This window comes from Mesotoga sp. Brook.08.YT.4.2.5.2. (assembly GCF_003351125.1).
GTDB lineage: Bacteria > Thermotogota > Thermotogae > Petrotogales > Kosmotogaceae > Mesotoga.
Window position 1 is genome coordinate 45,155 of the sequence record NZ_JPGZ01000042.1, and the last position, 25,389, is coordinate 70,543.

The following is a 25,389-nucleotide window of genomic DNA, read 5'->3' on the forward strand; positions in this document are numbered from 1 at the left end:
ATAATGATGATAAAGAAGGTCGGGGTCCTCACCAGTGGAGGGGATTCGCCAGGGATGAATGCAGCTATAAGGGCAGCTGTAAGAACTGCCCAGACAGATGAAATAGCCGTTGTAGGAATTAGGAGAGGGTACTCTGGTCTGCTTGATGAAGAGTTCGTCGATATGGACTACTCCTCGGTCGGAGGAATAATGGAGAAAGGTGGAACGGTCCTCAGGAGTTCCCGATGCGAAGAGTTCAAGACCGAGGAAGGCAGAGCTAGGGCTGCCGAAGTCCTGAGAAATAATCACATTGAAGCTCTTATTGTCATCGGAGGAGAGGGGAGTCTTTCCGGTGCAAAACTGCTTATGGAAGAAAACGGAATTCCAGTTGTCGGCATTCCGGGAACAATAGATAACGACATTGCTATGACAGACATGTGTATCGGGGTGGATACGTGTTTGAATACCTGTGTCGAAACAATTCAGAAGCTCAAAGACACGGCTTCTTCGCATGAAAGAGCCTTTGTAGTAGAGGTCATGGGGAGAAATTCCGGTTATGTGGCACTTGCTTCGGGTATTGCGGTTGGAGCCGAAGCAATAATCGTTCCGGAGCTTCCCGTAGATTATGAATCAATAGCCGATAAGATTTTAAAAGAAAGGAAAAGAGGAAAGATCAACTGCATCATTGTAGTTGCCGAAGGTGCATCAAGTGCCTACACTGTTGCCAGACATGTAGAACACAGGATTGGGTACGAGACGAGAATAACCATCTTAGGTCATATTCAGAGAGGCGGTTCACCGACTGCTTTTGACAGGGTTCTCGCTTCGAGAATGGGATACGCTTCCATTAAGGTGCTCGAAAAGGAAGAAGGCGGCCTTATGATGGCATTGAAAAGCGGAAAAATCGCCGCTGTACCTCTCGAAGAAGTTCTTTCCAACAAAAGGACGTTGGATGTGGAACTGGTTGAAATGGCGAAAATACTCTCCTGACGGGGTGATCTGCTTTGAGAAAGACGAAGATTGTCTGCACTATCGGACCTGTTACTGAGACTCCGGAAATGCTGAGGGCTCTCATACAGAGAGGGATGGATGTTGCCAGGCTGAATACAACTCATGGCAATATTACTGAACACAAGGATAGAATCAGGAAATTGAAAGAGATTCGCCAATCAATGAGATCTCCGCTCACGATCTTGCTGGACCTTTCAGGTCCAAAGATCAGAACAGGTGTCTTCAGAAGTCCTTATGTGGAGCTCCCGAAGGGAGGCGAGTTTGTTCTTACAACTGAAGACATTGAAGGAGACGATACGATTGTAAGTGTTAACTACAATAAGCTCCCAGAGGAAGTGAAGGCCGGGAATCTTATTATGATGGATGATGGAAAGATCAAGCTTAAGGTTTTATCCGTCACAAAGTCCGAAGTTAGAACAAGAATCTTGAGTGGGGGAGTTGTAACTCACAGAAGAGGAATCAACCTTCCGGGAATAGACATAAGCATACCGGCAATTACAGAAAAAGACAGGCGGTTCATTGAACTGGGAATCGAGGAACAAGTTGACTACTTTGCGCTATCCTTTGTCAGGAGACCAGAAGACGTTCTTCACGCAAAGAAGGTAGTTGAGGAGTTTGGAGGATCTATTCCTATAGTCTCCAAGATAGAGACGGAACAGGCGCTGAAAAACATTGAGAAGATAGCAGAAGTTTCCGATGGTATGATGGTTGCAAGAGGCGATCTGGGTGTTGAGATACCCGTTGAGGAGGTGCCGGTCGCTCAGAAGAAGATCATTAGGGTCGGCAATCAGAAGCGGATTCCCGTGATAACGGCAACCCAGATGCTTGAATCTATGATAGAGAATCCAGCGCCAACGAGGGCCGAGGCAACGGATATTACCAATGCGATCATTGACGGTACTGATGCCATAATGCTTTCCGGTGAGACTTCGATTGGCAAATATCCTCTGGAAGCTGTGACAGTTATGGATCTAACGGCAAGATCAGCGGAAAGGTATCTTAAGCAGGATCCCGGTTTGCTGAGGTGGACAAGAGAAAAGGTTTCAACAGACGATCACACAGATGCTATCTGCAGAGCAGCGTGGGATATTAGCGAAGCGCTGAAGGTGAAGGTCATCGTAAGCTCCACTTTCTCTGGACACACTGCAAGAAATGTCTCGGGGTTCAGGCCAAGGGCTCATATACTTGCGGTTACTCCCAATGAAGCAACGTATTATAGGCTAAACCTCGTTTGGGGAGCTCATCCAGTATTAATGGGTCTTGGCAATTCTACAGACGATCTTGTTGAAGTTGCCGGGCCTCTTGCAAGACAGCTTAAGCTTGTGAAAAGCGGGGATACGATAATTCTTACCGCTGGCATTCCCTTTGGAACTAGTAACTCTACCAATATATTGAAACTGGAGATTGCGTAGCCGTGAGCTCGAGTGGCGAGAGTGGGCCGAAGATAATCAGAAAAACCTGGGGAAAAAGAGCATAAACGCCCTCGAACACCCTTAATCTTTCATGTTTACGATCATTTAACACTGGAAGCCCTTGAAGAAATCACAATGTTGTTTTATCATTTATTAGCAGACTGTTACTTTGAGTGCTAACTATACAATACGAAAGGAGGCTTTTTATGAAGGTAGTTCCCCTTGGTACAAGATTACTGATTAAGCCTTATGAGGAAGAGAAGAAGACATCAGGTGGTATCGTTCTTCCAGACGCTGCGAAGGAAAAGCAGATGACTGCGAAGGTAATTGCAGTTGGTGAGAAAGTCGAGGATATTGACCTTAAGGAAAACGACAAGGTCCTCTATTCCAAGTATTCCGGTACGGAGATCAAGATCGATGAAGAAGACTACATAATCATCGATCAGGATGATATCCTGGCAAAGATCGAAGATTGAAGGAGGAATCAGTATGGCTAAGATTCTGAAATACAGCGAAGAAGCACGAAGATCACTTGAAAAAGGCGTAGATGCTATAGCAGATGCAGTTAGGATAACGCTTGGTCCGAAAGGTAGAAACGTAGTTCTCGAGAAGAGCTGGGGTTCTCCAACGATAACCAATGATGGTGTATCGATTGCAAAGGAAATCGAACTGGAAGATAAATTCGAAAACCTTGGGGCGCAGCTCGTAAAAGAAGTAGCCTCCAAGACAAATGATATTGCCGGTGACGGAACCACAACAGCCACAGTTCTTGCTCATGCAATGATCAAGGAAGGTTTGAAGAACGTTACAGCCGGAGCCAACCCTATTCTCATGAAGAAGGGAATCCAGAAAGCAACCGAGACTGCCGTTTCTCACATAAGATCTCTCTCCAAGAAGATTTCTTCAAGAGAAGATATCGCTTCCGTTGCGGCTATCTCGGCCAATGACACTGAAATTGGCGAACTTATAGCCGAAGCAATGGACAAGGTTGGTCAGGATGGAGTAATAACGGTAGAAGATTCAAAGACTCTGGAAACATACGTTGAATTCGTCGAGGGTATGCAGTTTGACAGAGGCTACATCTCCCCGTACTTTGTTTCCGATCCTGAGAAGATGGAAGCAATCATCAAAGAGCCTCTGATTCTTATCACAGACAAGAAAGTATCGGCAGTGAAACCGCTTGTTCCGATCCTGGAAAAGGTCGCGCAGGCAGGAAAGCCGCTTGTCATAATTGCCGAGGATATTGAAGGCGAAGCCCTTTCCACTCTAGTTCTGAACAAACTGAGAGGAACACTGGATTCAGTAGCCGTTAAGGCCCCTGGATTCGGGGATAGAAGAAAGGCAATGCTCCAGGACATCGCCATTCTCACTGGAGGCACTGTAATAAGTGAAGAAGTTGGGCTTACTCTGGAAAACGCAACGATAAACGATCTCGGTAGCGCGGGTGTTGTGAAGGTTAAGAAGGACGATACCATAATCGTTGACGGAAAGGGAGATCCTGAAAAGATCAAGCAGAGAATCGGTCAGATCAAAGTTCAGATCGATCAGACAACTTCCGAATACGAAAAAGAAACTCTACAGGAAAGGCTTGCAAAGCTTTCCGGCGGCGTGGCAGTGATCAAGGTCGGCGCTGCAACCGAAACAGAACTCAAGGAGAAGAAGCACAGAATCGAGGACGCCCTTTCCGCTACTAGAGCAGCTGTGGAGGAAGGAATCGTAGCCGGAGGCGGAGTTGTTCTTGCAAGAGCCAAGAAATCCGTTCAAGAGCTTTTCGATAGCACAGAGAATCCTGATATCAAGATCGGTGTTAAGGTAGTTCTTAAGGCTCTCGACACTCCGATCAGGCAGATTGTAGAGAACGCCGGTTTAGACGGAGCAGTAGTTGTCGACAAGATACTCCATAACGATGATAACGCGTTTGGATACGATGCTCTTAATGATACTTACACAGACATGTTCAAGGTCGGTATCATTGATCCCGCAAAGGTTACAAGAAGTGCTCTTCAGAACGCAGCTTCTATTGCCGCAATCCTTCTAACGACCGAAGCGGCTCTGACCGAGAAGCCCGAAGAAAAGCCTCAGGCTCCGATGCCACAGATGCCCGAGTACTGATAAGAGAATCACTTTGAAGGGAGAGCTTGCTCTCCCTTTTTTGCTGTCGTTACTCTGAAAATGACTGAACTCATCTTGACTAGCTTAACTGGCATAGATCTTTTACGCAAGCAAACGCGGCGCATATACACCCGAGCCTACAGTGTTAACCCGCACGATCCTTCAGCAGGATGTGGTGTTTCACCATCAGAACTCACAACTTCGAACTTGCAGTGTCTTCTTCCATCTGCGACCTACATATAGAATTGAGTGGTTCTTCCTACCACTTTGCATGTACGCGGATTTGCCTGGACTCAAAACCCGAAGGCTTTTTAGGATGTGCTATAAGAAATCACGGGCTAATTTGTGGCAGAATAGACACATGAGAGACTTCATAGTTATACTCAAGTGGAGAACTATAGAAGGTTACAGAATGCTGACAAGGCAGGGTAAGAGAGCGATTATTGCAACTTTCCTTGCAGTAATCATTGTGATAGCTATAGGTGTTCCGATTACTTTCTATCTGAGAGGCTTTCTTGTTCCGAATTTCTCTAGAGTTGCAGGTTTATCCGACCAGCTCAAAGAGCTTACCGGAATCGACCTGAAGCTAATAGTCATCTCCTTTTTTTCCGCGATAATATTCTCTATACTTCTGGGTAGCGATCTTCCAATCGTAGTTTCGAATCTTTTCTTCTCCGATAGGGCTGAGATGCTGCTCAGCTTGCCGGTTAAGAAGTCTACGGTTGCGAATGTACAACTGCTTGAGGTTCTCGCTGCAGGAGGATTGCCCATACTTCTATTTGCGCCGATCTTCATGGCTGCACTGAGAGGGCTTGGCTATTCGGGAGGGAGATTCTGGATGGCCCTGGTCTTGTTGTTTGTATTTGTGCTTGACACTCTGGTGATAACCGCAATTATCTCTTTTGGAATAGTATTCCTTTCCAAGGGGCGGTTTCTCAAGACTCTCTCTGCCATGATGACTATGGTGACTATCTTCGTCTTCATTTTCACGTTGCGCTTCATGGACTTCTCTACTATAGATCTTGCAAGGCCGGATCAGGTTGCCGATCAGTTCGGAGGTCTCCAGAGAGTCATCACCTCTCCATATCTACCTTGGACACCCTTTGTAAGGGCAATAACCGGAGAGACCACGGATCTTCTTGTTTTCGTTACTACTTCGGCAGTTTTGTTTGTTTTGCTTGGCTTCCTAGAAGTCTTTGTTTATCCAACCGTTCTTCAGAAGCTTATGACAAGACCAATAGGAAATGCAGCTCTTCATTCAAAAGAGAGGTTTAGGAGACACAGCGTACTATTCGGTTTGATTATTAAGGATCTCCTTCTGCTGGTCAGGGAGCCTAAACTGACGTTTGCCTTTCTCTATCCCTCACTGTTTGTGCCTGTAGTAGTGTTTGTTAACCCTACGCTTCTGAGCAGCTTCGGGGTTCTGCAGCTCCTTGGTCTTATAGTCTTTCTTTTCAGTAACTACACAACTGTCTCTTCAACGGCTCTATTTGCCTTTGAACGTCAGATTGGGGATGGCGTATGGTTGTTTCCAATAAGAAGGATAAAATCTGTGCTTTCAAAGTCTATTGTTGTCAGCTCGCTATATTCTTTGATAATACTGGTTGTCGGTTTGTATGTGTCTTCAAATGCATCTCAGTATAGGGCTTTCATGATGAATTTCCTGATTCTAATGATTCCAACGATTTTCACGCTCTCATTGTTCGGGGGCTTTCTTGAGAAGAGCTTCGGGACCAAAGATACAAGAAATGTCTTCAAGGCGCTCAGCCTACCGGGTGCAATACTCTCGTTCTTACTTTCCACACTGTTGCCGGTTTTTTCTACCCTTCCACTTACCCTCTATCTTGCAGGAGATATCGGCCTCTTTCTTGGTTTCCTCAATGTTCCGGTTGCCTCTCCATTCACATGGTTGTTTGGGCTGGTATTCCCACTCGCTCTATGGGCAGTCATTACATGGGCATCGTTAAAGTCGCTGTGCTATAATTTTGTCTGAATGAGGATTTTGGAGGGATAGGCTTGAAGGTTCAGGACGTAAAACACTTGAGCAGGAAGATCATGGAATCCGGGGAGATCCCGCTTCTTTGGGGTCACTTTGGGGTAGGAAAGACCGATCTTGCTAGGGAGATTGCAGCTGAGACGGGCAGAGAGTTGATAATCCTAGTCATATCACAGATGGAGCCAGGTGACCTTATCGGGATGCCGTCGAGAGACGGCGAACGAACCTTGTTTTTGAGGCCCGATTGGTGGCCGACTGAAGGCAATGTGATACTCATGATAGATGAGATAAATAGGGCTCATAGATCAATCAGGAATGCAATTATGCAACTTCTAATAGATAGAAGAATACACAACCATTTTCTACCCGAAGGTTGTTGGATAATGGCCGCGGCAAATCCGCCGGATGAGGAATATGATCAGGTTGAACTTATTACGGATCCTGCCTTTATGTCGCGATTCTTCCACATAGAACTGACTCCCGATCCAGAAGAATGGCTTAAGTGGGCAGAACTCCAGAAGATGCCGGAGACTGTTACCAACTTCATAGGTGAGTATCCAGAGTTTCTTTCAAGAGACACGGTTGTCTCGATGCGGCTGGAATTGAGACCGAGCCCCCGTAGCTGGTACAAATTGGGCAGAGTATACGCAGGTCTTTCAAGCATGGAGATCGAAAAGTTCGGCTATGTAATCGCCGCTGGCATAGTAGGACCGGAAGCGGCCAGAACTTTCATGAGTAAGATTCAGGGCAGCGAGCTCCTTCCTTCTCCCCGAACTCTGCTTCTCGAACTGGATGAGAATATCCTTTCGAGACTCTCTAAAGGTGATATCTCGGGGACTAGCGCCTCGATTCTCCGTATCACAAAGCATCTTTCTGAGCTAGATGATTTACAGGTTCAGGAATACTTTCAGAATGTACCTGTAATCTCGGAAAACCTTCTAAGGATAGGCAGAGTTATCCCGAAAGACTCGTTCTTTTCGGTAATAAGACATATTGTTCACCAGGTCGAGGGGGAAAAGGGATTAAAACGGGCCTTCTACGAGAATCTTCTCGAAGAACTTGCCATGGACCATGATGTTCTGAAATTCCTTCAGAGGAGCGAAAAGGATGAGAAATGAGGAGTTGATGGAAAGGGCTGTTTTCGAATTAGGCAAGGACAGCCCCTTCTACAATTTCCTGCTTCTCTTCATCGACAGAATTCCCTCTCCTTCGGTCAGGACGATGAAATTGAGGGTGAGCTCCAGGGGGAGATTTCAACTTCTATACAATCCGGATACACTTCGAAACAAACCACTTACATTTTCGAAGGCGCTTTTGAAGCACGAGTGTCTTCACATAGTGAATGGACACATTCTGATACCCGTCAACAAATCCAGAGAGAAGATGCTCTGGGATCTATCCATGGATGCCGCCGTAAATCAGTTCATACGCGAGCTTGACGCTTTCAGTCTTCCTATGGATTCTCTTCTTCAGGAGGGCTGTGGAACCGATAATGAGAGATTCTTCGTTGGGCCTCCGATGCAGCATCCAGGAATGACGGCAGAGTTCTACCACGACTGGGGCCTTGACTTCATGAAGAAAAACAAGACCATTGATCTTGAGCTTCTGGACTCAAACATATCCAGGCCCGATTCACATGAGGATTTTGGAAGGTTTGAACTCCCGAAAGAGTTCGTTGAGGATCTTCTTAAACAGGTGATCTCAGAGACTATGGAAAAGGCTAAGGACGGGATGCCGGAGGGTCTTGAGGCGGTAATGAAACTGGTTCTTGACAACCCGATCCTTGACTGGAGAAACATGATTAGGCGGTTCTTCGGTTCATCGATGCAGGTTGGCAGATACCGAACTCCTATGAGACCTAACAGAAGATATGATGATCAGCCCGGCTGGAGAAACGATTACGCAGCGAAACTCGTTGTCGTAGTCGATACTAGCGGGAGCATAATAGAAGAGGAGTTCAACGCCTTCTTCAGTGAGATAGATGAGGTTACTAGAGTCACAGACTCACGGGTCTGGCTGGTGCAGGTGGACGAGACTGTGCAGAGTGTCATGAAGTATGGAAAAGGTATGTGGAGAGATCTTAAGTTAATGGGTAGAGGGGAGACCGATCTTCAGCCTGCCGTTGACTACGCTCAGGAAAAACTCAGACCGGAAGGACTACTGCTTTTCACGGATGGATTTACCGATCTTCCTACAATTTCGAGAAGGGCGTTGTTTGTTCTTCCAAAGAGCCACAATCCAGAGTTCGCCCAGGAGGCAAAATCTATCTATGGACGATCATCGGTGGTGTTCCTTAAGTGACATACTATGCCGGTCCAGAAAGCTATAGAAACAAGCTCAAGGCGGTTTACGAGACCGTCGAAAGCAATTTTCCATCTTACGCGAAGTTGGTTGTTGAGCGGTCTGATAGACTTGACAATGCTTTCGGTCATTTCATGACGCTTGTAGTTCAAACTTCGAAGGGGAATGCGCCGGTTCTTTCAATTTTTGTGGACAGTGAGGGCAGAGGCTTTGTGGGACTCTCCAATTCGTCGCCTTTCGAGACGGCCAGCGCCTTGTACAGATTCTCAAACGAAGAGGAAGAGCCTATCGTTGATGATTTCTCCGGTGTCTTCGAAGAGGGAGCTGAGCTGGTATTCCATAGGGCGATCTTTCAGAGTCCGTTGAAGCTGTACTTCCTAGCTTATTTTGGCAATGAAAGACTTCTTCGTAAAGAGATTTTGAAGGATTCTCTCCGAGGAAAGGACTACTTCAGGCTGCCTGAAATGATTGACGATGCCCTCTTTTCTATATGCAGAGAGAACTATAGAAGATGGATAGAGTTCGATGACGGGGAGGTCCTGATATTCCCCTTTCAGAATATCTTGAAGATTGCTTTTGGTCCTCCCAAAATAAACGAGAGTATCGACCATTCAATAATCTTGGAACTTTCAAGGTTATTCAGGATCGAAGTCACAAAGAAGTGCGGTGTTCTGAGAAACGCCAGCGTCACTCCTAACATGAAAATAGCGAGACCGGTTTCAACCGTCTTCGAAATCGATCTGGTTGAATCCAAGCCGGTATACGATAGGCTCGAGGAATTCTATAAGTTCTACTCGAAATTTATATCTGAGACGGTAGACAAGATGCTGGAATTTATTCACAGAGATTTTCCGCTTGACGAATAGGGTGGTGTATCTTGGCAAGACAGACTTTGAAGATGTTTTATCCGATATCTATAAAGAACATCCGGAGATTGAAGGCCGGGGATCTTATCGAATACTCCGGACAGGTCTTACTTGCAGACGAAAAAACAATCGATAAGTATAGAATGTATGAAAGGCTTGAAGGAACACCCTTTCTAAATCTTTCACGAGAGTTGATTCTCTTCTGTTTACCTGTTGAGGGGACACTCTACTCTGAGCCAATGAAGATCGAACCCGACGAGCTTGAATACCTCTTCATGTCTGGAATAACGGCAACCATTGGGCTGAATGTCGAAGAAGAAGAAATAACGGCAATCTACAGGCGGTTTTCCAGAGTAAACCTTTCTCTGTGCGACCGCACGGCCCTCTATCCGCTGGATGTGAGTGAATCCGTTCCGGAGGAAGTAGAGTGTGGTATGAGCATATCTCTGAAAGACGTGCTTCTGTATGTCGATGTCTCGAGTCAGGGAACGAAATTTGGCAGTGATGCCGATGCCGGACTTTAGAACGCATGTTTACTGGGGAATAGCGACTTATCCTGTCTTCATCTTTCTCTCACTGACTTCAATCGAGCTCTTGCATGTCTCTCCTCTTCAAGACAGCAGGCTGATAGGCTATGGATATCTCTTGTTTTTGTTGGGAAGCGATGTACCTGATATTGATTCAAAAAGCGCTTTAATAAAGAGAATCTTCGAAGTGCTTATCGCTGGTCTCTTTGCCTGCGTCTTTTACTCTTCGGTGATTTCGCCAGAGATTCAGCCTTTTATTCTATCCTGGCTCAATTCTATGTCTCTTGCTGTTGCAATTTCCTTTTCTCTCTCTATTGGACTGGGCGTGATCGTCTCAAAAGCGATAAATCTTCTCAGTCACAGAGGCTTCTTTCATTCACTATGGGGAGGATTCCTCTATGGCCTGATCATCGTGACAACGGTGCTTCTAAGATCGGAACTGCTTGGGGGCGAGATGAACTACACAGAAGTGTTGTTTCTCGGTGTTGCCGGTTCTGTCGGCTACTTTCTTCATCTGATTCTCGATGGAGCCCACGGCTTTGCAAGAGGCCGGAGAGTACCTGCCGCTCAAAATGAAAAGGATAGTATATGAACTTAATGCTGCGTCCGAAAAGGGACTTCTTCCAAAAAGCCAGTCAATGAAACAGACTCACAAGAGATATCACTCCAAAGTTCCTAACGGTTGTACTATTCACTTGTTTTTCGGGTCTTGTCCATAGTACGCGTCTTTCCCATGCTTTCGGAAATAGTGTTTGTCCATTATGTATCTTGGAAGAATGCTTGTTTCCGCGTTTATTAGAAGTGAAAGACATGCCGTCTTGGCTATCTCTTCAAGAATTATGCCGTTCTTGACTGCGTCCAGTACATCCTTTCCCCATGTGAAGGGCCCATGACCGGCGACGAGGACGCCTGGGGTTCCGAGGTAATCTCTCTCGGAAAAAGCTTCTTCGATTACCCTGCCTGTGTTCAACTCGTAATCAGTCTCTGTCTCTTCGGCGTTCAGATATCTAGTACAAGGTACTTCATTGTAGAAGTGATCGGCGTGAGTCGTCCCAAAGCAGGGAATGCTTTTTCCCGCCTGTGCCCACGAAGTTGCCCAGGTTGAGTGGGTATGGACCACGCCGCCGATTTGCCCGAAGCATCTGTAAAGAAGGACGTGAGTTGGAGTGTCGGAAGAAGGCCTCAGCTCTCCTTCGACCACTCTTCCTTCAAGATCTACAACAACCATACTGTCGGGGGAAAGATCGGAATAGTCTACCCCGCTCGGCTTAATAACTACGAGACGCTCCTTTCTGGAGATTCCGCTTGCGTTTCCCCACGTGAGTTTTACCAGTCCGGATTCAATGAGCGTAACATTCGCTCTGTAGACTTCCTCTTTTAGTTCACGTAGCATAGGCTTCCCCCTACCAAGAGATTAGCGTGCACTTTCAGTGATTTGAACCTGCAAATCACAGCTTTTTCAATTTGTAGTATACCTCGTTGTATCTAAGCTCCTTCTTTAACTCTGTGATATCAGTCTTATCGTCAATAACTACTATCTCAATTCCAAACATGTCACTAAGGTCTTCAAGCTGTTCTGCAGTAACGGTGTAGCTCATACTTGAATGGTGCGCCCCGCCGGCAAGTATCCACGCGGTCGCTGCTGTTGCCAGATCTGGCTTTGGGACCCATAACGCCCTTGCAACAGGGAGCTTCGGCATGTCCTCGTCCTGCTTCACTACCTCTAGTTCATTGACTATCATCCTGAACCTGTCTCCGAACTCGACTATGCAGGCCTGGACTGCAGGGCCTTCCTTTGCATTGAATACCAGTCTCGCTGGAGGTTCTTTCCCTCCAATTGAAAGTGGATGCACTTCAAGGGAAGGTGTGCCGTCCGCTATGGATTCACAAACTTCTAACATGTGAGATCCCAGTTCCTTTATGTTCCCCGGTTCGAAATGATAAATGTAGTCTTCGATGAAGGAGGTTCCAATATCGATGCCTTCGGCCATCACTTTCATAATTCTTACAAGGGCCGCGGACTTCCAGTCACCTTCACCCCCGAATCCGTAACCATCTCTCATAAGTCTCTGTACAGCAATTCCCGGAAGCTGTCTCATCCCGTGGAGGTCCTGAAAAGTGGTTGTGAATGCTTTGAATCCGCCCTTTTCCAGAAACCTCCGGAGTGCGATTTCGATTCTAGCGGCTTCCCTTATAGATGCCTGAAAGACTTCTTCAGAGACTGTTGACTTCTTGATGGGATATTCCTCCAGATACCTATTCACGAGTTCCTCAGCTTCGCTTCTCTTGACTTGTTTGAAGTAGCCCTCTATATAGTCGCCAACAGCGAAACCATGAACTTCATAACCAAAGTCAATCTGAGCGTCGACCTTGTTTCCCTCAGTAACTGCAACATCTCTCATGTTATCGCCGAGTCTTGCAACCTTGAGTGTATGAGCTTCATTCCAGCCGAGCGCCGCCCTAATCCAGTCTTCCAGCTTCGATATGACCTTAGAGTCACTCCAGTGTCCTGCGATGACTTTGCGCTTGAGTTCAAGCCTTGCAGAGATGAAGCCGAATTCTCTTCCTCCATGTGCAGACTGGTTTGTGTTCATGTAGTCCATATCGATGGTATTCCAGGGTATCTTCTGCTCGAACTGAGTATGGAAGTGAAGGAAAGGCTTTTCAAGTGATTTCAGTCCGGCAATCCACATCTTCGCGGGTGAAAACGTGTGCATCCAGGCTATCAAACCTATGCAAGTTTTGCTGGAGTTAGCTTCATCAATTACTTTCTTTATCTGATCTGCATCCTTCAACACCGGTTTCCAGGCAATCTTTACAGGAGTTGAGATTGCATCGTTGAGTGCATCTACTAGTTTCTTCGAATTCTCTTCGACCTTTTTCAGTACTTCCTTTCCATAAAGCTCCTGACTTCCCGTTATAAACCACACCTCGAGGTCTCTAGTAATAGTAATCAGTCCTCCTTTTCGAAAAACAACCATTCTTCCAGAAGTTTGATGTCAGTTAAAGGTCCAGGTTTCAGACTAGGAATAATTTATAGCTTATGCTCTTTCTGTTTGCCGATCCTATCGGTCATAGGAGAGCTGTTGAATGATCAGGATCTCAGTGTGTATCTAATCTTTGACCATGAGTATCTCTCACCGCTTCCAGTCAAAAACAGATTGTCTGACCCCGGAGAGCATGGAGTGCCGTTTTACCGGCTGCTCCCAGCCGGAAGTGATTCCTCGCAGTCAAAATCTCTCCCGTCGCTTCGCTGATTCTTCACCATCACAGTCAGTTCTTAATTCTGTGTCTCAGGCCATGTAGCGTGAATCATTTCCTGGAGCTCTTGATCTTGTGCCCTCTCTTTGTGGGTGAAGACAAATCGAGGACTTTATGAAACCGACAGGATTACATACCAGTCACGACTGAACCATTGACATACTCTCTTGAAATAGTCTGGAAGACAAAAGTACCTTGACCAGTCAGCTAAAGCAGACAATTAACAGTCAGACTGACACTTGGTCATAGGTTCGGGCTAGAGTCACGATGAGACCGATGACTTGCTGTTTATGCTCCGTCCGGCAATTCGTCTCGGGACTGGATTCTCAGCTAAACATCCTGTCTTCTTGGCCCTAACCACTTACCCGTTCCTAGTGCATCTTCCACATTATCTCCTTCGTTTTTTCGTAGAGCTCTCGGAAAATCAAGTACTGTTTCTCGTAAACCCTCTGGTTTTCAGAATTTGGGCTTATAGGATCTCGGAACTTCACCCACTCCTTTATTCTTTCCGGCTTGTCTATCAATCCGACACCTAGCCCTGCAAGGAAGGCATCGCCAAACGGTGCTTCAACTAGACTGGATACCTGTCTCATTTTGTAACCGGTTATATCTGCAAAAATCCTGTTCCAGGCTGTTGATTTCGCAACTCCGCCAACTATCAAACATTCGTCGTCGAGCTTGAGTCCTGCCTTAATCCCGTTTTCTATATTATGTCTGAGAGCGTATGCAGCACCTTCCATGAGTGCCTTGTACATATGGGCTCTTGTGTGAACGAGCGTGACTCCAAAGAATACACCCTTCGCAAACGGATCCCAAATTGGCGACCTTTCACCCATGAAATAAGGAAGTACCACGATTCCGTCACTTCCTGCAGGAATCTTTTCAACTTCCATGTCGAGGAGCTGATATGGAGACCTGCCTGTCCTTCGTCCAACAGACTCTTCGCTGTCGGCAAACTCTTCCTTGAACCACTTGGCAAGCGCACCGGTAGTCGCCGAGCCTCCAAAAGAGTAGATTCTTTCAGTGTCGTTTACCACATATGGGAAGCTCACCAAACCAAACGGCAGATCCTTACCGTCATGTACGGTACCCCAGCAGGTAGAGGTTCCGACCATTGCAACGTGTTCGCCTTCTTCAAGCGCTCCGGCCGAAAGCTGAGCCACCGGGGCATCTATCCCCCCTGAGACCACAGGAGTTCCTTCGAGCAGGCCGCACAGCTTTGAGCTTTCGGCAGTTACTCTGCCGACGATATCACTCGACTTGACGATTCTTTCAGGAAGGTATTCAATGGGTATACCAAGGGCCTCACACATCTCTTTCGACCAGGTAAGTTTTCTTATGTCGAATACTCCGCCAATATTACCTGCCGAGGAGTAATCAATCGCGTTTTCACCTGTAAGCCGATAGATCATGTAATCCTTTGGTGTCACGAATTGATATATCTTTTTCCAGATATCCGGCCTGTTGTCTCTAAGCCACATTATCTTCGTGAATCCATAATAGGAATCCACATAGTTTCCTGTGATCGAAAAGATCTTGTCTTTTGATATGTTTTCCTTCACCCAGGAGGTCTGCGATGTCGCTCGTCTGTCCATCCAGATGAGACAAGGGTGCAGAGGCTTCATTCCCCTGTCAACAGGGATTCCCGACCCTCCATAAAGTCCGCTTATGGCCAGTGCAGCTATTTCCTTCTTCTCGACTCCCGACTTCTCAGACACTTCTTTTATGGTTTCGAAAGCTGCCTTAACCCAAACATCGGGCCACTGTTCAGCCCAGTTTGAACCGGGCTTAATGACGTCATATTCTCTCTGAGCTTCAACTAGAACCTCTCCTCTTTCATTCACCATCACACTCTTTGTTCCCTGGGTACCAATATCACATCCGATTAAGTACATACACATCACCTTCTAGATTTCGTCGATTTTATGCCTTAACCACGATTTTACCTCATCCAGTCCGGACTCGCCGGAGTCGAACTCCAGGCATTGTTGCATTTAAATGCTCACAGGACGACAGGCATTATACTCACTTGAATACCGGCAACACGATAGATTTACGGGCCACAAATCAGTTCCTGCTAGAATCAGGGCCAGCTTGATCTTCGATACAGAGTCCCGTCCTATTCTCAATTGAAAATTCCTTCTCTTCAAACCTCCAGAATGCCTTCTCCTCAGGTCGGAAAACTCTCATTGCCTTAACTTGTGCTGGAGGTAATCCTTTTTCAAAGGGTTATAGCTTTTCGTCCAGAGAAAACTCGATTACATTTGCCGACATCGGATCGAGCTTCACAGTCATTTCCGGAGAGCAGGAGGTCAGCTCTTTGCTCCCAAGTTTTATTCGCTCTGGATTTTCAAAATCATTCATTTCATCGGGAGCAGATCCCGTCAGAACAAGCTGGACGGCCCTCTTCTGGACTTCGATTCCCGAAAGATCGAGAGAGACTTCTACATCCTTCTGATAGTAGTTAATAAGGGCGACGCTCAAAATATTCTTATCTTCGTTATAGGTGGCCGATCCATCAACATAGGGAACTTCGCTGAGCTTGAAGCTGTTTCGGCCCTCGACGAATGTCTTAGAGCTTATTTCGTAAGTTTCAGAACCAATCGCCATGTCCAGGACAGTTCTTCCGGTATGATTCACAAATAGATCAAATGCATGATAGATGGGAGTCAGTACCATTTCGTCGCCCTTGGTCTTTATCATACCGAGCGCATTTACCATTTGCGCAAGATTGGCCATCTGAACTGTATTAGCCATACGATGCATCACAGCGAAAATCCCTGCCGCAAAGAGACCGTCTTTCAAGGCGTAGGGTTCCTCCAGAAGCACGATTTTTCTCTCGGCGCCTTCCCTTTCCGCGCTGATTTTGTACCAGATGTTCCATTCATCAAAGGAGATCTTTACGTGATCCAGACGCAGGTGTTTTATCAGCCCCTCCAGGAGCTTAAGCCTCTGTTCACAGTAGTAGACAGATGCGACGGTCCCAAAGTAGTCGTCGCAACCATGGTACTGGTGGATAGAGATGTAGTCTATCAGATGACCCGCGTGTTTCAACACGGTCATGTCCCAGTCGGGGTTATCGGCTCCAACTGCTATTACTTTAATCGATGGATCCACACCCTTCATGAACTGAGAGTACTGGCGGAGTTTTTCTGCGTACTCGGCCGCACTGCAATGGCCGACCTGCCAGGGGCCGTATACTTCGTTCCCTATTCCCCAGTACTTAACATGGTAGGGCTCTGGATGGCCATTTTCTCTTCTCATTCGAGCGAATTTCGTCGGGGTGTCTAGATTGCAGTATTCTAGCCAGGCCATTGCTTCGTCTAGAGTCGCCGTTCCTAGACTAACGGCCAGATATGGCTCGGCATCTATTTCGCGACAATACTCTATGAATTCATCAGTCCCAAATCTGTTTGACTCCACACCTCCCCAGATGTAATTCAGAAGTTGAGGGCGGTTTTCGAGAGGGCCTATGCCGTCTTGCCAGTGGTAGGCAGACACGAAGTTTCCGCCAGGCCATCTTAAGATGGGACATTTTATGTTCTTCACGGCGTCCATGATGTCCCTTCTGAAACCCCTAGAATCTGATTTTGGTGATTTCTCGTTATAGATGCCGTCGTAAATGCATCTTCCTAGATGCTCTGTGAAGTGACCGTAGATCATATTGTCAATCTTTCCGATCTTCCTAGGCCAGATTTTTACAGCTGTCTGCACTTTATTCCCTCCCCAGTAAATTAGATAATCACTCTATAAGCCAACTGCTTTCAATCTCAGTATCGTTATGGAATTTTCTGCAAAGGTAAAAGTAAACTTGTTTGATAGACCCGATAGATCATATTTCTTGGGCAGTACCTTGTTCGGGTTCTGGAAAGTATTTTCATCGAAGACGCTGTCGGACGTCATCAGAATGACTTCTGCCTGCCCCTCGATCTCAAGTGGCTCGCCAATTTCGACTCTGACCTCTTTCTCCTCGGGCCAAGGATTCACAATCTTTATGATTAAGTTCTCCGTTTCACGATCATACTCGCAGACGTGGTACAGCGACTTGAACCAGTAACCGATAACCTCGAGATTCTCGTCGGTAAGCTTAGAAGGTATTACTACATCTCCGAGATTCTCATTGAAGAGTTTCTGAACATGATAACTTGGTGTTCCATATACTCTTGTGTTGTCGAACCAGATGAGGTCCGGCGTCCACTGCGACCAGCCCGGCCTGTTGAATAGGGGCGCGTAAGCCGCCATTATTACGACGTCTGAATTTCGTTCAAGGCCAGTCATCAAAGCCGCTTCCGCCATTGCTGCTTGAAGGGTGTTCCTTGTCCCGGCCGCGTGGGCTGCGTATTCTCCAAGCATGACCTTTGGACCGGATCTGTCGTACTTGTCGTATCTATCTGTGTTCCTTAACATCCATTCCGGAACGGCATACATGTGCTCATCAAGAATTTCGACTTCGTTTTCTCTTGCCCATCTCCACGCCCGGTTGAATGAAGCTCCTTCATATGAAGGCGGGCCGCTGAAAACAATGATGATTTCAGGATACTTCGCTTTGACAGCATCTCTGAACATCGGGAAGCGATCATGATATTCCGTGCCCCAATTCTCGTTTCCTATACCAATATACTTGACGTTAAAGGGCTCGGGATGACCAAGCTCGACACGTTTCGAGCCCCAGAATGAATTCTTTGGCCCATTTGCAAACTCTATGAAGTCAAGAACATTAGAAATCCATTGGTCCATCTCATCTATCGGACAGTACTCGGCTCCCCGAACCTGACACGACATGCCCGAGTTGAAGATCGGTATGGGCTCGGCATCAAGGCGTTCCGACAGGAGGAGGTATTCGAAGAATCCGATGCCATATGACTGGTGATAGCCCCAGAGGTTGTAGTTTGCCTTCCTCTCTTCTACCGGTCCGATTGTATCCTTCCAGCGATAGGCGTTCTCCAGGCTGTCGCCTTCAACGAGGCAGCCGCCCGGAAACCTTATGAAGCCAGGCTTAAGCTCTTCGAGCATCTCTAGAAGATCTACCCGCATGCCGTTCCAGTTCTCTTCAGGAAAAAGCGAAATCATGTCCAGGCAGACCTCGCCGGCCCCTCTCAATATAAGTAAAAGCCTGCCATTGCTGCAGTCTTCGGGAATTACGAATTCGACCGAATACTTCTCCCATTCACCGCCGAAAGCCGACCCGAAGCTTGCTTCAACGATTTTGTTGCTCTTCTCATCCGTTAGTAGAACTGTTATTTCACCGCTGTATTCCGAATTGCCTCGAATGAACGCGGAAAACTCGTAGCGTTTTCCTTCCTTCAAAGGAATGCCGTCGTAACCGTTGTTGGAAAGCGATACTGATCTGTTTTCGGACTCAATATCAAAAGTCAAGTAATGGGGATTGTTCTCATTAAGCGGCAGGTCCGAGTCAACCGAGAAAGTTGCCTGGCAACCGGTTTCAAAGACTGCAAACCAGCCTTCGAGAGGATCTTTGTGTTCGAAAGATCGATTTCTTACCAACTCAGCGTATAGACCGCCATCTACTGCATGGTTTATGTCTTCGAAAAATACGCCGTAGAGGAAGGGACTTATCTCGGGACCGGGATTGCTGGGATCTATTGTCAGCACATGACCTGTATTCGCAACAAGAGTTTCCGGAATAAGAACCATCATGAGAACAAAGGTATATAAAATGGCGGCTGTTTTCATTTAGAGCACCCCATTCATTGCCCGAGAACAAGGGTGAATTCATTCTTCTCGCCCTTCTTAACGTCAATAATGAATGTCTCTGACATCGCTCCGCTTTCCACCGAGACTTCATACTTACCGGCAAAACCGTTGAAAGCCACTTTGCCCGAAATATCCGTCTCGAGACGGACAGAGGTTTTCCATTCTTCGTGTATAAGCTTCTTCAACTCATCAAAGATCGGTTTTATCGAGAGATCGTCGCGCAGGAATCCGCTGCCTGACTGCCATGCCCTGTAGAAATTCCAGTACGTTATTGCCTCGACCGCCGGATGGCTGAAGAAGACTTTGTAGAATATCCTGGCGATCTCGGCCTGTATCTCTTCGGCCTCACTTATAGAGACGTCGAAAGCGTCTATCACGGCCGGAAGAGGAATCTGAAACTCCGATATATGAATAGGTTTTCCCAGCTGAGCCAACTCGTCAATTGCAAGATATATGCTTTCCAAGGATCGCAGCTGACCAAGTAGATCCTGAGCAGTGAAAATGTGCGCTTCGGCTCCAATCACATCTATGGGAATTCCTTCATTTATGAGTTGCCGGGCTCTTGAAATGAAGGCTCGCCTGGTCCGCTCATTCACCAACACCCCGTATTCGTTTAGAACTGTAATGGCGTCGGGGTCGGTTTCCTTAACTATTCTAAACGACTCGGCAATATAATCCGAACCTATCGAGTCGAACCAGGGTTGAACAATAGGCTCATTAACGACATCCCAGTATTGAATGAGATCCTTGAACTCTTCGACTTCCCTAACAACTCTCGAAAAGAGATATTCCCGTACTTCTGCCCATTGACCGAGCTTTCCTTTCACTTCTACCCAGGCGGGCACACCTACGCTCGGCGGATTCCCCCAAACAAGTGTATGACCCTTAACCGGGACTTCGTTTTCACCCAGCCATTGGGCGATCTTCTTAGAGGCCTCGGCCAACCGAATTCTTCCTTCTGTGGACTCATAGTCTGCCCAATAGAAGGAGGGAAGAGTGGCGAAGTTGAAGAGCTCAAGATACAAACGCTTATATTCCTCGAGATCTTCCTCGGGCAGTGGTCTGATCCCGAATCTCCTTCCGCGGTTGTAACTGGTTTGAGCGTAAGCGTAAAGCAGGTATTCGGGAGCATTTCCGAAGTAGAACTCATGTGAAAGTTGTTTAGCGGACACCGAAATGCTGTCTAATTCTTCTCCGTCTCTATCTACGATCTCTATCTCAACCTGTACTTTTCTGTCCGTCTCTATCCTTTCTTCGAAAGTGCTTACATCAATATCGATAGGCAAGACACTACCTCCAAAAGATAGACTGCAAACAAGCAAGCCCAAGATCAACAGAAGACAAGTCCTTGGGGTCATTGCTGACTCTTCTTCTCCTATTTTCCGAAAAGACTTCAGTATTTTAGACATGGCATCTACTCCTTTCCAAGAGATCCCAGGGAGATTCCCTTCATCAAGTATCTGTGGAATGCGATGAAAATTATCAGAGATGGGGCGACAGAGAAGAAAGCTCCTGCCATCATAGGCCCAATACCTCTATACGGGTCTCCCCATCCCGCGCTAAACCTTATTAGTGCAATAGGTAGTGTGAACTTATCTGCTTTGCTTAGAATGAGCAGTGGCCAAAGGAAACTATTCCACGAACCCAAAAAGGTCATTAATGAAAGCACTAACATTGCCGGCTTAATATAAGGAATCACTATGCTTATTAGGAACCTGAACTTGGAGCAGCCGTCTATCCAGGCCGCGTCCTCCAGCTCTTTGGGAATATCTAGCATATATTGCCTCAAGAGGAAGACGCCAAACGTTCCTCCAAGGCCTGGTAAGATCAGAGCGAGATAGGAATTTGTTAATCCCATTCCGTTAATTATGAAGAAGTGGGGTATCAGAAACAGCACTGCTGGAAAGGCCAGGACCGCAACATACATCCAGAAGATGAACATTCTTCCCCTGAACCTCAGTCGAGACAACGCGTACGCCGCGGGGACTGAAAGCATTAGAGTAGCCAGAGTTGTGCTCACAGCGACAATCACGCTATTTAATGTCGCCTTTATTAGCGAAAGGCCTCCCGAGGGTGCAAAGATTATTTTGTAGTTCTCGAGTGTTGGGTTATTGGGTATCCATTGCGGGGGAGTTTCAATCACAGCAAGTGTGGTTGACTTCATTGAAGTTGACAACATCCAGAAAATTGGCGCAAACCAGAAAGCTGCAAAGGCCCAGAGAAAAACAGTAATAATCGCTGCAGTCACTCGTTTGCTGAGCTTTTTCTTGTTTTTCGCAACTGTAGAAGCCATTATCTCACCCCTCCGTCGATCGTATCGATTTGGTGACCAGTACAAGTTGAATCACAGCAAAAATCAGTACGATCGCAAATATATACCAGGAAATCGCTGCGGCTCTTCCGAAATCCTGTCTCTCAAATCCAACAAGGTATAGGTAATAAACCAGAGTACGTGTAGTTCCGGCCGGCCCCCCACCGGAGAGAATGTAAGCCTGATCAAAGAGTCCAAAGGCCAGTATGGCTTGTCGAACAACGTCGAAAAATAGCACGCTCTTGATCCAGGGCAAAGTGATATATAAGAATCTTTTCCACGGGCCTGCGCCATCTAGTTTTGCCGATTCGTATTGTTCGGGGGGAATTCTCTGCAGGGCTCCCAAGTAAAGCAAAATGCTGAACCCCACAATCCACCATACAGTTACCAGGATAATCACTCCCCAAGCAACTGATGTGCTGCCAAACCATGAAACCGCGTTGTTTATCGCGCCAACCTTGTTGAGATAGTAATTTGCTAATCCAGAAGGAAAAGAAGCGAAGATCCACTTCCATGAACTAAGAATACCTACAGAACCAAAGAATGCCGGTGAAACAAATGCAATTAGAAGCCATAGTTGGCCAAACCTCTTCTTCTTGAGAATGTGTGCAAAGATAATGGCAACGATTATCGTGAGTGGAACACTGATTATCGCAAAAAGCACTGTGTGCTGAACCGTGGGCCAAAATCTTGAATCATTCCACGTTCGAATGTAGTTGTCAAAACCGACAAACACGTTATCCTTGAGAAGACTCCAGTTGAAGAAACTAATTACGAGACCGAAAACCAGTGGAACCACAACAAATAGAGCGAAGAAGAATAGGTGAGGGAGAAGGAACAACCACGATCCTATCTCCCTGCGGAATCGTTTAGGTGATTTTGAATGTGATTGTGTCAATTACTCCTCCTCCCTTCACCAAGTAAAGCGATTACTTATCTGCGATTAGTTTCTTGACCAGTAGTCGTCAAGAATTTCCTGAACGGCGAACGAAGCTTCCTTCATACCAGCTTCCGGAGATATCGAGTGCAGCACCAATATTTCCTCAAGGTAGACTGCTATTTCGGCCTCGATTTCCGATATCAGCGGGAACATCTGGAACTGTCTTACGTATTCGGAATCCTGAGATACTGCGTAAATGTGAGGCAGTCTCTCTTTCAACTCCTGACTCTCGGCGAGTGATTTTCTTGCAGGAGTCTGTCCCGCTTCGTACCAATCAATCGCGTGGTCCCATAGATACTTGATGAATGTTGTCGCGGCTTCAAGTGTCTTAGGATCTTCGACCATGACTCTTGGCATTGCCAGTACGTGAGAACCTCCAAATACGGCCTTGGTGTTGCCTAACTGAGGAGCTACCGCATAACCGAAATCCTCACCCAGCTGTTCCATCCAGGGCTTAATGGTCCAGATACCGGTTATCAATACTGTACTCTCCCCGGACTGGAAGGACACGCCTGGGTCGGCTACCTGCATGGGAAGAATACCCTTGTCCTGCATCTCGAGCATCAGCTTGCAGACTTCGATTCCGGCTTTCTCGAATGCCGGCTCCTTAAAGTCGTCTGTCAACACTTCTCCCCCGTGCTGCCAGAGAAGGTGGAACCAGATCCATGTCCAGGCAGGGTTTTCGTAGTATGGAGTAAGTCCTGGAGGTGTAATGGGAATTAAAGCTTCCATTGCGGAAATAAACTCTTCTCTTGTCTTCGGCGGGTTGTCAGGATCGAGACCGACCTTTGCGAAGTTTCCTCTGTTGTAGGCCATGTAGAACAGCCATATGTCCATTGGAATACCGACGATTTTACCATCTACTACAAGTCCGTCGAGAACACCCGGGAAGATGTCGTCAGTGTCAATTCCATACTTGTTAAGCCATTCTTCCGCTGTGAAGCCCTTGAAGTGTTCCAGATAGAGAGGCATGTCGAATTTCCTGATGAACATGATCTCTGGGGCAGTCTTGGATGCAATACCCATCGAGAGCTTGTTCTTCATATCAAGAGAAGACTCTACCACAACATGGACGACTTCAATATCCGGATGTTCGGCATTGAACCTCGCAACAATCTCATCCATGTAAGCGCCGTCAGCTCCGGTAAGCGGCGTCATCATCGTAATAGTAACACCGAAAGAGAAGCTAACAGCGACAACCAGCGCAAGTGCCAGAAACATCAACTTTCTCATTTGTTTCACCTCCTAATAAAGGTAAACGTTTGATAGTCGAAAAAGAACAGATCGCAGTCAGGTGTTCACTCTTTAGCTTGTCATATCACCCCCCAAAAGAGTGGATTGTTTCAATCTGTCAGACCTCTAAACAATTAAGATATATCTTCCGTGAATGAGTGTTTGGTATGAGTTGGATTCGAGAGTCAAGGCTTAGACGAATGCTGATCGGAAAACATTTATATGTACGTACCTAGTTGCAAAACAGAAAGTTCCTCACAAATCACTTCCGCAAAAAAGTCTGTTCCGAATGCTCCAAAGCCAAAAAAATCGATGATGTTAAGAGAAGAATCAATTTACGATCATATTCTAGCAAAACATCGAATGGCTCACCAAATTGAATTATAGACATTCTGCGATGATCAGAGCCTGACTTCGCCCGATATCTTTCTCATTCGTTGCTCGAACACCGAAAAGATCGGTTCTCTTCGATTTCTTTCGTGTTTTCATGAAGTAATGTCCGTACATATATAGAGCAGAGAATTCGAAAAGGAAAGAGAGATTGCCTGTGTCGAGCTGAATATTTCTTTGGAGTCGTGGGTTCAGTAAGCCGGTCGTTCAGCATCATTTTGATTCGCTCAACGCTTAACGCTGTGAAGAGTCGTCCTTCGAAGAGCAGTTGCAGGTTTCTAGTTCCAAGTTGCAGTGTGCCAAGGCGAAGAAGGAAACTTCTAGCCATGCTTAATTGAAGATGAGGGAGGGCCCCTCGAAGCCGCCATGCAGGTGGAGGCTTCAAACCACCGTAAGCTGCTGTGGTAAAGAGCCATGGTAGTGAACGTTACGGGAAAAGGCGGGACAGTGATCCCGTCAGGTGAGTACCAGAGGAGACGAATACAAGTGAACCACCGTGAACGTGTCGTAACGACCTTTAGTGTCATCTAAACCGGGAGGTGCAACTATCCCGGGATAAGTCTGGAGGAAACCTGCTTACTGTCCAGATGGTGACCGGCATACAGGTGGCGTGACCCTGGTACAGGCTTCGATTAGGAACTTGGGAACCTGGATCTGGATGTTAAGGGAAAAGCCGCAAGTGGAAGACCCACGAGGGTGAAAGTACCGATGCCAGATTCAGGGGCGGAACAGTCCGTAGTAGTGATGAAGCTCCTGTAATGGGAGTGGAGCGAAGGGACTGTGTTATCCAGTTTTGTAGGTTAGTCAACCAACTCTGTGCAGACAACCGAAAGGGAAGAACTGTGAACAGAGGGAAGGGAAGTGCTAACAGACAAAATGAGGTCGTATGAAATCTCCTTTGCACACTGGACAATGGGGATATTCTATATGGCTGGATAATGGGAGCCGGATGAATTGAGAGGTTCAAGTCCGGTTCTGAGAGAGCCTGGGGGTGAAATCCCCCTGGGCTACTCACCGTGCCAAGTTTGAACCAAAAGAGTCAAATGACGTCACGACTAAGAAAGATCCATTCTTCGAAAGACCCTCTATATACTGATAAAACCACTTGGTCCGTCAAGGGTTCAACGTCCTCCGCGCGTGAGAGCGGAAAGAAGGGTTCTAGGTTCCTATGCTTCGCGTCCAGGTTCTTGGTTAGGAACCGCGTCTGAGAGTATGTAAAAAAGATTGTGTAAACCCTCTAGAATGGAATAGAAGAATGGAGGGAAGAGAAGATGAAATTTGACAGAGAAAAGATCAAGTCGTTAATCGAGAAGAATGGATTTGAAAATGTCGGAG

The 25,389-nt window shown here is 46.7% G+C and carries 19 protein-coding genes; 10 read left to right on the plus strand and 9 right to left on the minus strand.

The features are described 5' to 3' along the window. The first annotated feature begins 9 nt into the window (after positions 1-9). From pfkA to Q502_RS11655, 10 genes are all read left to right on the plus strand, one after another. Positions 10-969: a 6-phosphofructokinase gene (gene pfkA / locus Q502_RS11610; RefSeq protein WP_180977904.1), complete on the plus strand. Its 960-nt coding sequence runs from the start codon at positions 10-12 to the stop codon at positions 967-969. A gap of 14 nt (positions 970-983) precedes the next feature. Continuing rightward, the gene (gene pyk, locus Q502_RS11615) at positions 984-2,402 is read left to right on the plus strand and encodes a pyruvate kinase (RefSeq protein ID WP_099830410.1); all 1,419 of its coding nucleotides are present in this window, start codon (positions 984-986) and stop codon (positions 2,400-2,402) included. 206 nt (positions 2,403-2,608) lie between these two features. Continuing rightward, positions 2,609-2,878: a co-chaperone GroES gene (groES, locus tag Q502_RS11620; protein ID WP_099830411.1), complete on the plus strand. Its 270-nt coding sequence runs from the start codon at positions 2,609-2,611 to the stop codon at positions 2,876-2,878. Between the two features lie 13 nt (positions 2,879-2,891). Then, positions 2,892-4,514, plus strand: a complete 1,623-nt coding sequence (groL, locus tag Q502_RS11625; RefSeq protein WP_099830412.1) for a chaperonin GroEL — start codon at positions 2,892-2,894, stop codon at positions 4,512-4,514. Positions 4,515-4,830: 316 nt separating this feature from the next. Then, the gene (locus Q502_RS11630) at positions 4,831-6,507 is read left to right on the plus strand and encodes a hypothetical protein (protein ID WP_258553715.1); all 1,677 of its coding nucleotides are present in this window, start codon (positions 4,831-4,833) and stop codon (positions 6,505-6,507) included. Between the two features lie 23 nt (positions 6,508-6,530). Further along, positions 6,531-7,628, plus strand: coding sequence for an AAA family ATPase (locus Q502_RS11635; protein ID WP_099830413.1), 1,098 nt, complete (start codon positions 6,531-6,533; stop codon positions 7,626-7,628). Next, positions 7,618-8,811, plus strand: a complete 1,194-nt coding sequence (locus Q502_RS11640) for a VWA-like domain-containing protein (RefSeq protein WP_099830414.1) — start codon at positions 7,618-7,620, stop codon at positions 8,809-8,811. Before Q502_RS11635 ends, Q502_RS11640 begins: the two co-directional genes overlap by 11 nt. Further along, complete coding sequence (locus Q502_RS11645; RefSeq protein WP_099830415.1) at positions 8,808-9,677, plus strand: DUF4895 domain-containing protein; 870 nt, start codon at positions 8,808-8,810, stop codon at positions 9,675-9,677. Before Q502_RS11640 ends, Q502_RS11645 begins: the two co-directional genes overlap by 4 nt. An 11-nt stretch (positions 9,678-9,688) precedes the next feature. Further along, on the plus strand, positions 9,689-10,201 hold the full coding sequence (locus Q502_RS11650; protein ID WP_099830416.1) for a hypothetical protein: 513 nt from the start codon (positions 9,689-9,691) through the stop codon (positions 10,199-10,201). Beyond that, on the plus strand, positions 10,188-10,796 hold the full coding sequence (locus Q502_RS11655) for a metal-dependent hydrolase (RefSeq protein ID WP_243392384.1): 609 nt from the start codon (positions 10,188-10,190) through the stop codon (positions 10,794-10,796). The genes Q502_RS11650 and Q502_RS11655 overlap by 14 nt, the downstream gene beginning before the upstream one ends. A 99-nt stretch (positions 10,797-10,895) precedes the next feature. Here Q502_RS11655 and Q502_RS11660 read toward each other — a convergent pair whose 3' ends face one another. The 9 genes from Q502_RS11660 to Q502_RS11700 all read right to left on the minus strand — a co-directional run bounded on the left by Q502_RS11660 (position 10,896) and on the right by Q502_RS11700 (position 23,664). Next, positions 10,896-11,597, minus strand: a complete 702-nt coding sequence (locus Q502_RS11660; protein WP_099830418.1) for an L-ribulose-5-phosphate 4-epimerase — start codon at positions 11,595-11,597, stop codon at positions 10,896-10,898. Between the two features lie 55 nt (positions 11,598-11,652). Further along, positions 11,653-13,185 carry an L-arabinose isomerase gene (araA, locus tag Q502_RS11665; protein ID WP_099830419.1) on the minus strand — a complete coding sequence of 511 codons (1,533 nt, stop codon included), beginning with the start codon at positions 13,183-13,185 and terminating at the stop codon, positions 11,653-11,655. Between the two features lie 651 nt (positions 13,186-13,836). Further along, on the minus strand, positions 13,837-15,360 hold the full coding sequence (locus Q502_RS11670) for an FGGY-family carbohydrate kinase (protein WP_099830420.1): 1,524 nt from the start codon (positions 15,358-15,360) through the stop codon (positions 13,837-13,839). Positions 15,361-15,694: 334 nt separating this feature from the next. After that, the gene (locus Q502_RS11675; RefSeq protein ID WP_099830421.1) at positions 15,695-17,179 is read right to left on the minus strand and encodes an alpha-N-arabinofuranosidase; all 1,485 of its coding nucleotides are present in this window, start codon (positions 17,177-17,179) and stop codon (positions 15,695-15,697) included. A 33-nt stretch (positions 17,180-17,212) separates the two neighbouring features. Continuing rightward, positions 17,213-19,159 (minus strand): alpha-L-arabinofuranosidase C-terminal domain-containing protein, encoded by a 1,947-nt coding sequence (locus Q502_RS11680; protein ID WP_099830422.1) that lies wholly within the window; start codon positions 19,157-19,159, stop codon positions 17,213-17,215. A 14-nt stretch (positions 19,160-19,173) separates the two neighbouring features. Then, positions 19,174-20,466 (minus strand): endo-1,4-beta-xylanase, encoded by a 1,293-nt coding sequence (locus Q502_RS11685; RefSeq protein ID WP_243392385.1) that lies wholly within the window; start codon positions 20,464-20,466, stop codon positions 19,174-19,176. 128 nt (positions 20,467-20,594) lie between these two features. Beyond that, positions 20,595-21,473: a carbohydrate ABC transporter permease gene (locus Q502_RS11690; RefSeq protein WP_099830424.1), complete on the minus strand. Its 879-nt coding sequence runs from the start codon at positions 21,471-21,473 to the stop codon at positions 20,595-20,597. A gap of 4 nt (positions 21,474-21,477) precedes the next feature. Next, positions 21,478-22,389, minus strand: coding sequence for a carbohydrate ABC transporter permease (locus Q502_RS11695; RefSeq protein WP_099830425.1), 912 nt, complete (start codon positions 22,387-22,389; stop codon positions 21,478-21,480). A 45-nt stretch (positions 22,390-22,434) separates the two neighbouring features. Then, positions 22,435-23,664: an extracellular solute-binding protein gene (locus Q502_RS11700; protein ID WP_099830426.1), complete on the minus strand. Its 1,230-nt coding sequence runs from the start codon at positions 23,662-23,664 to the stop codon at positions 22,435-22,437. Positions 23,665-25,389 lie beyond the last annotated feature (1,725 nt).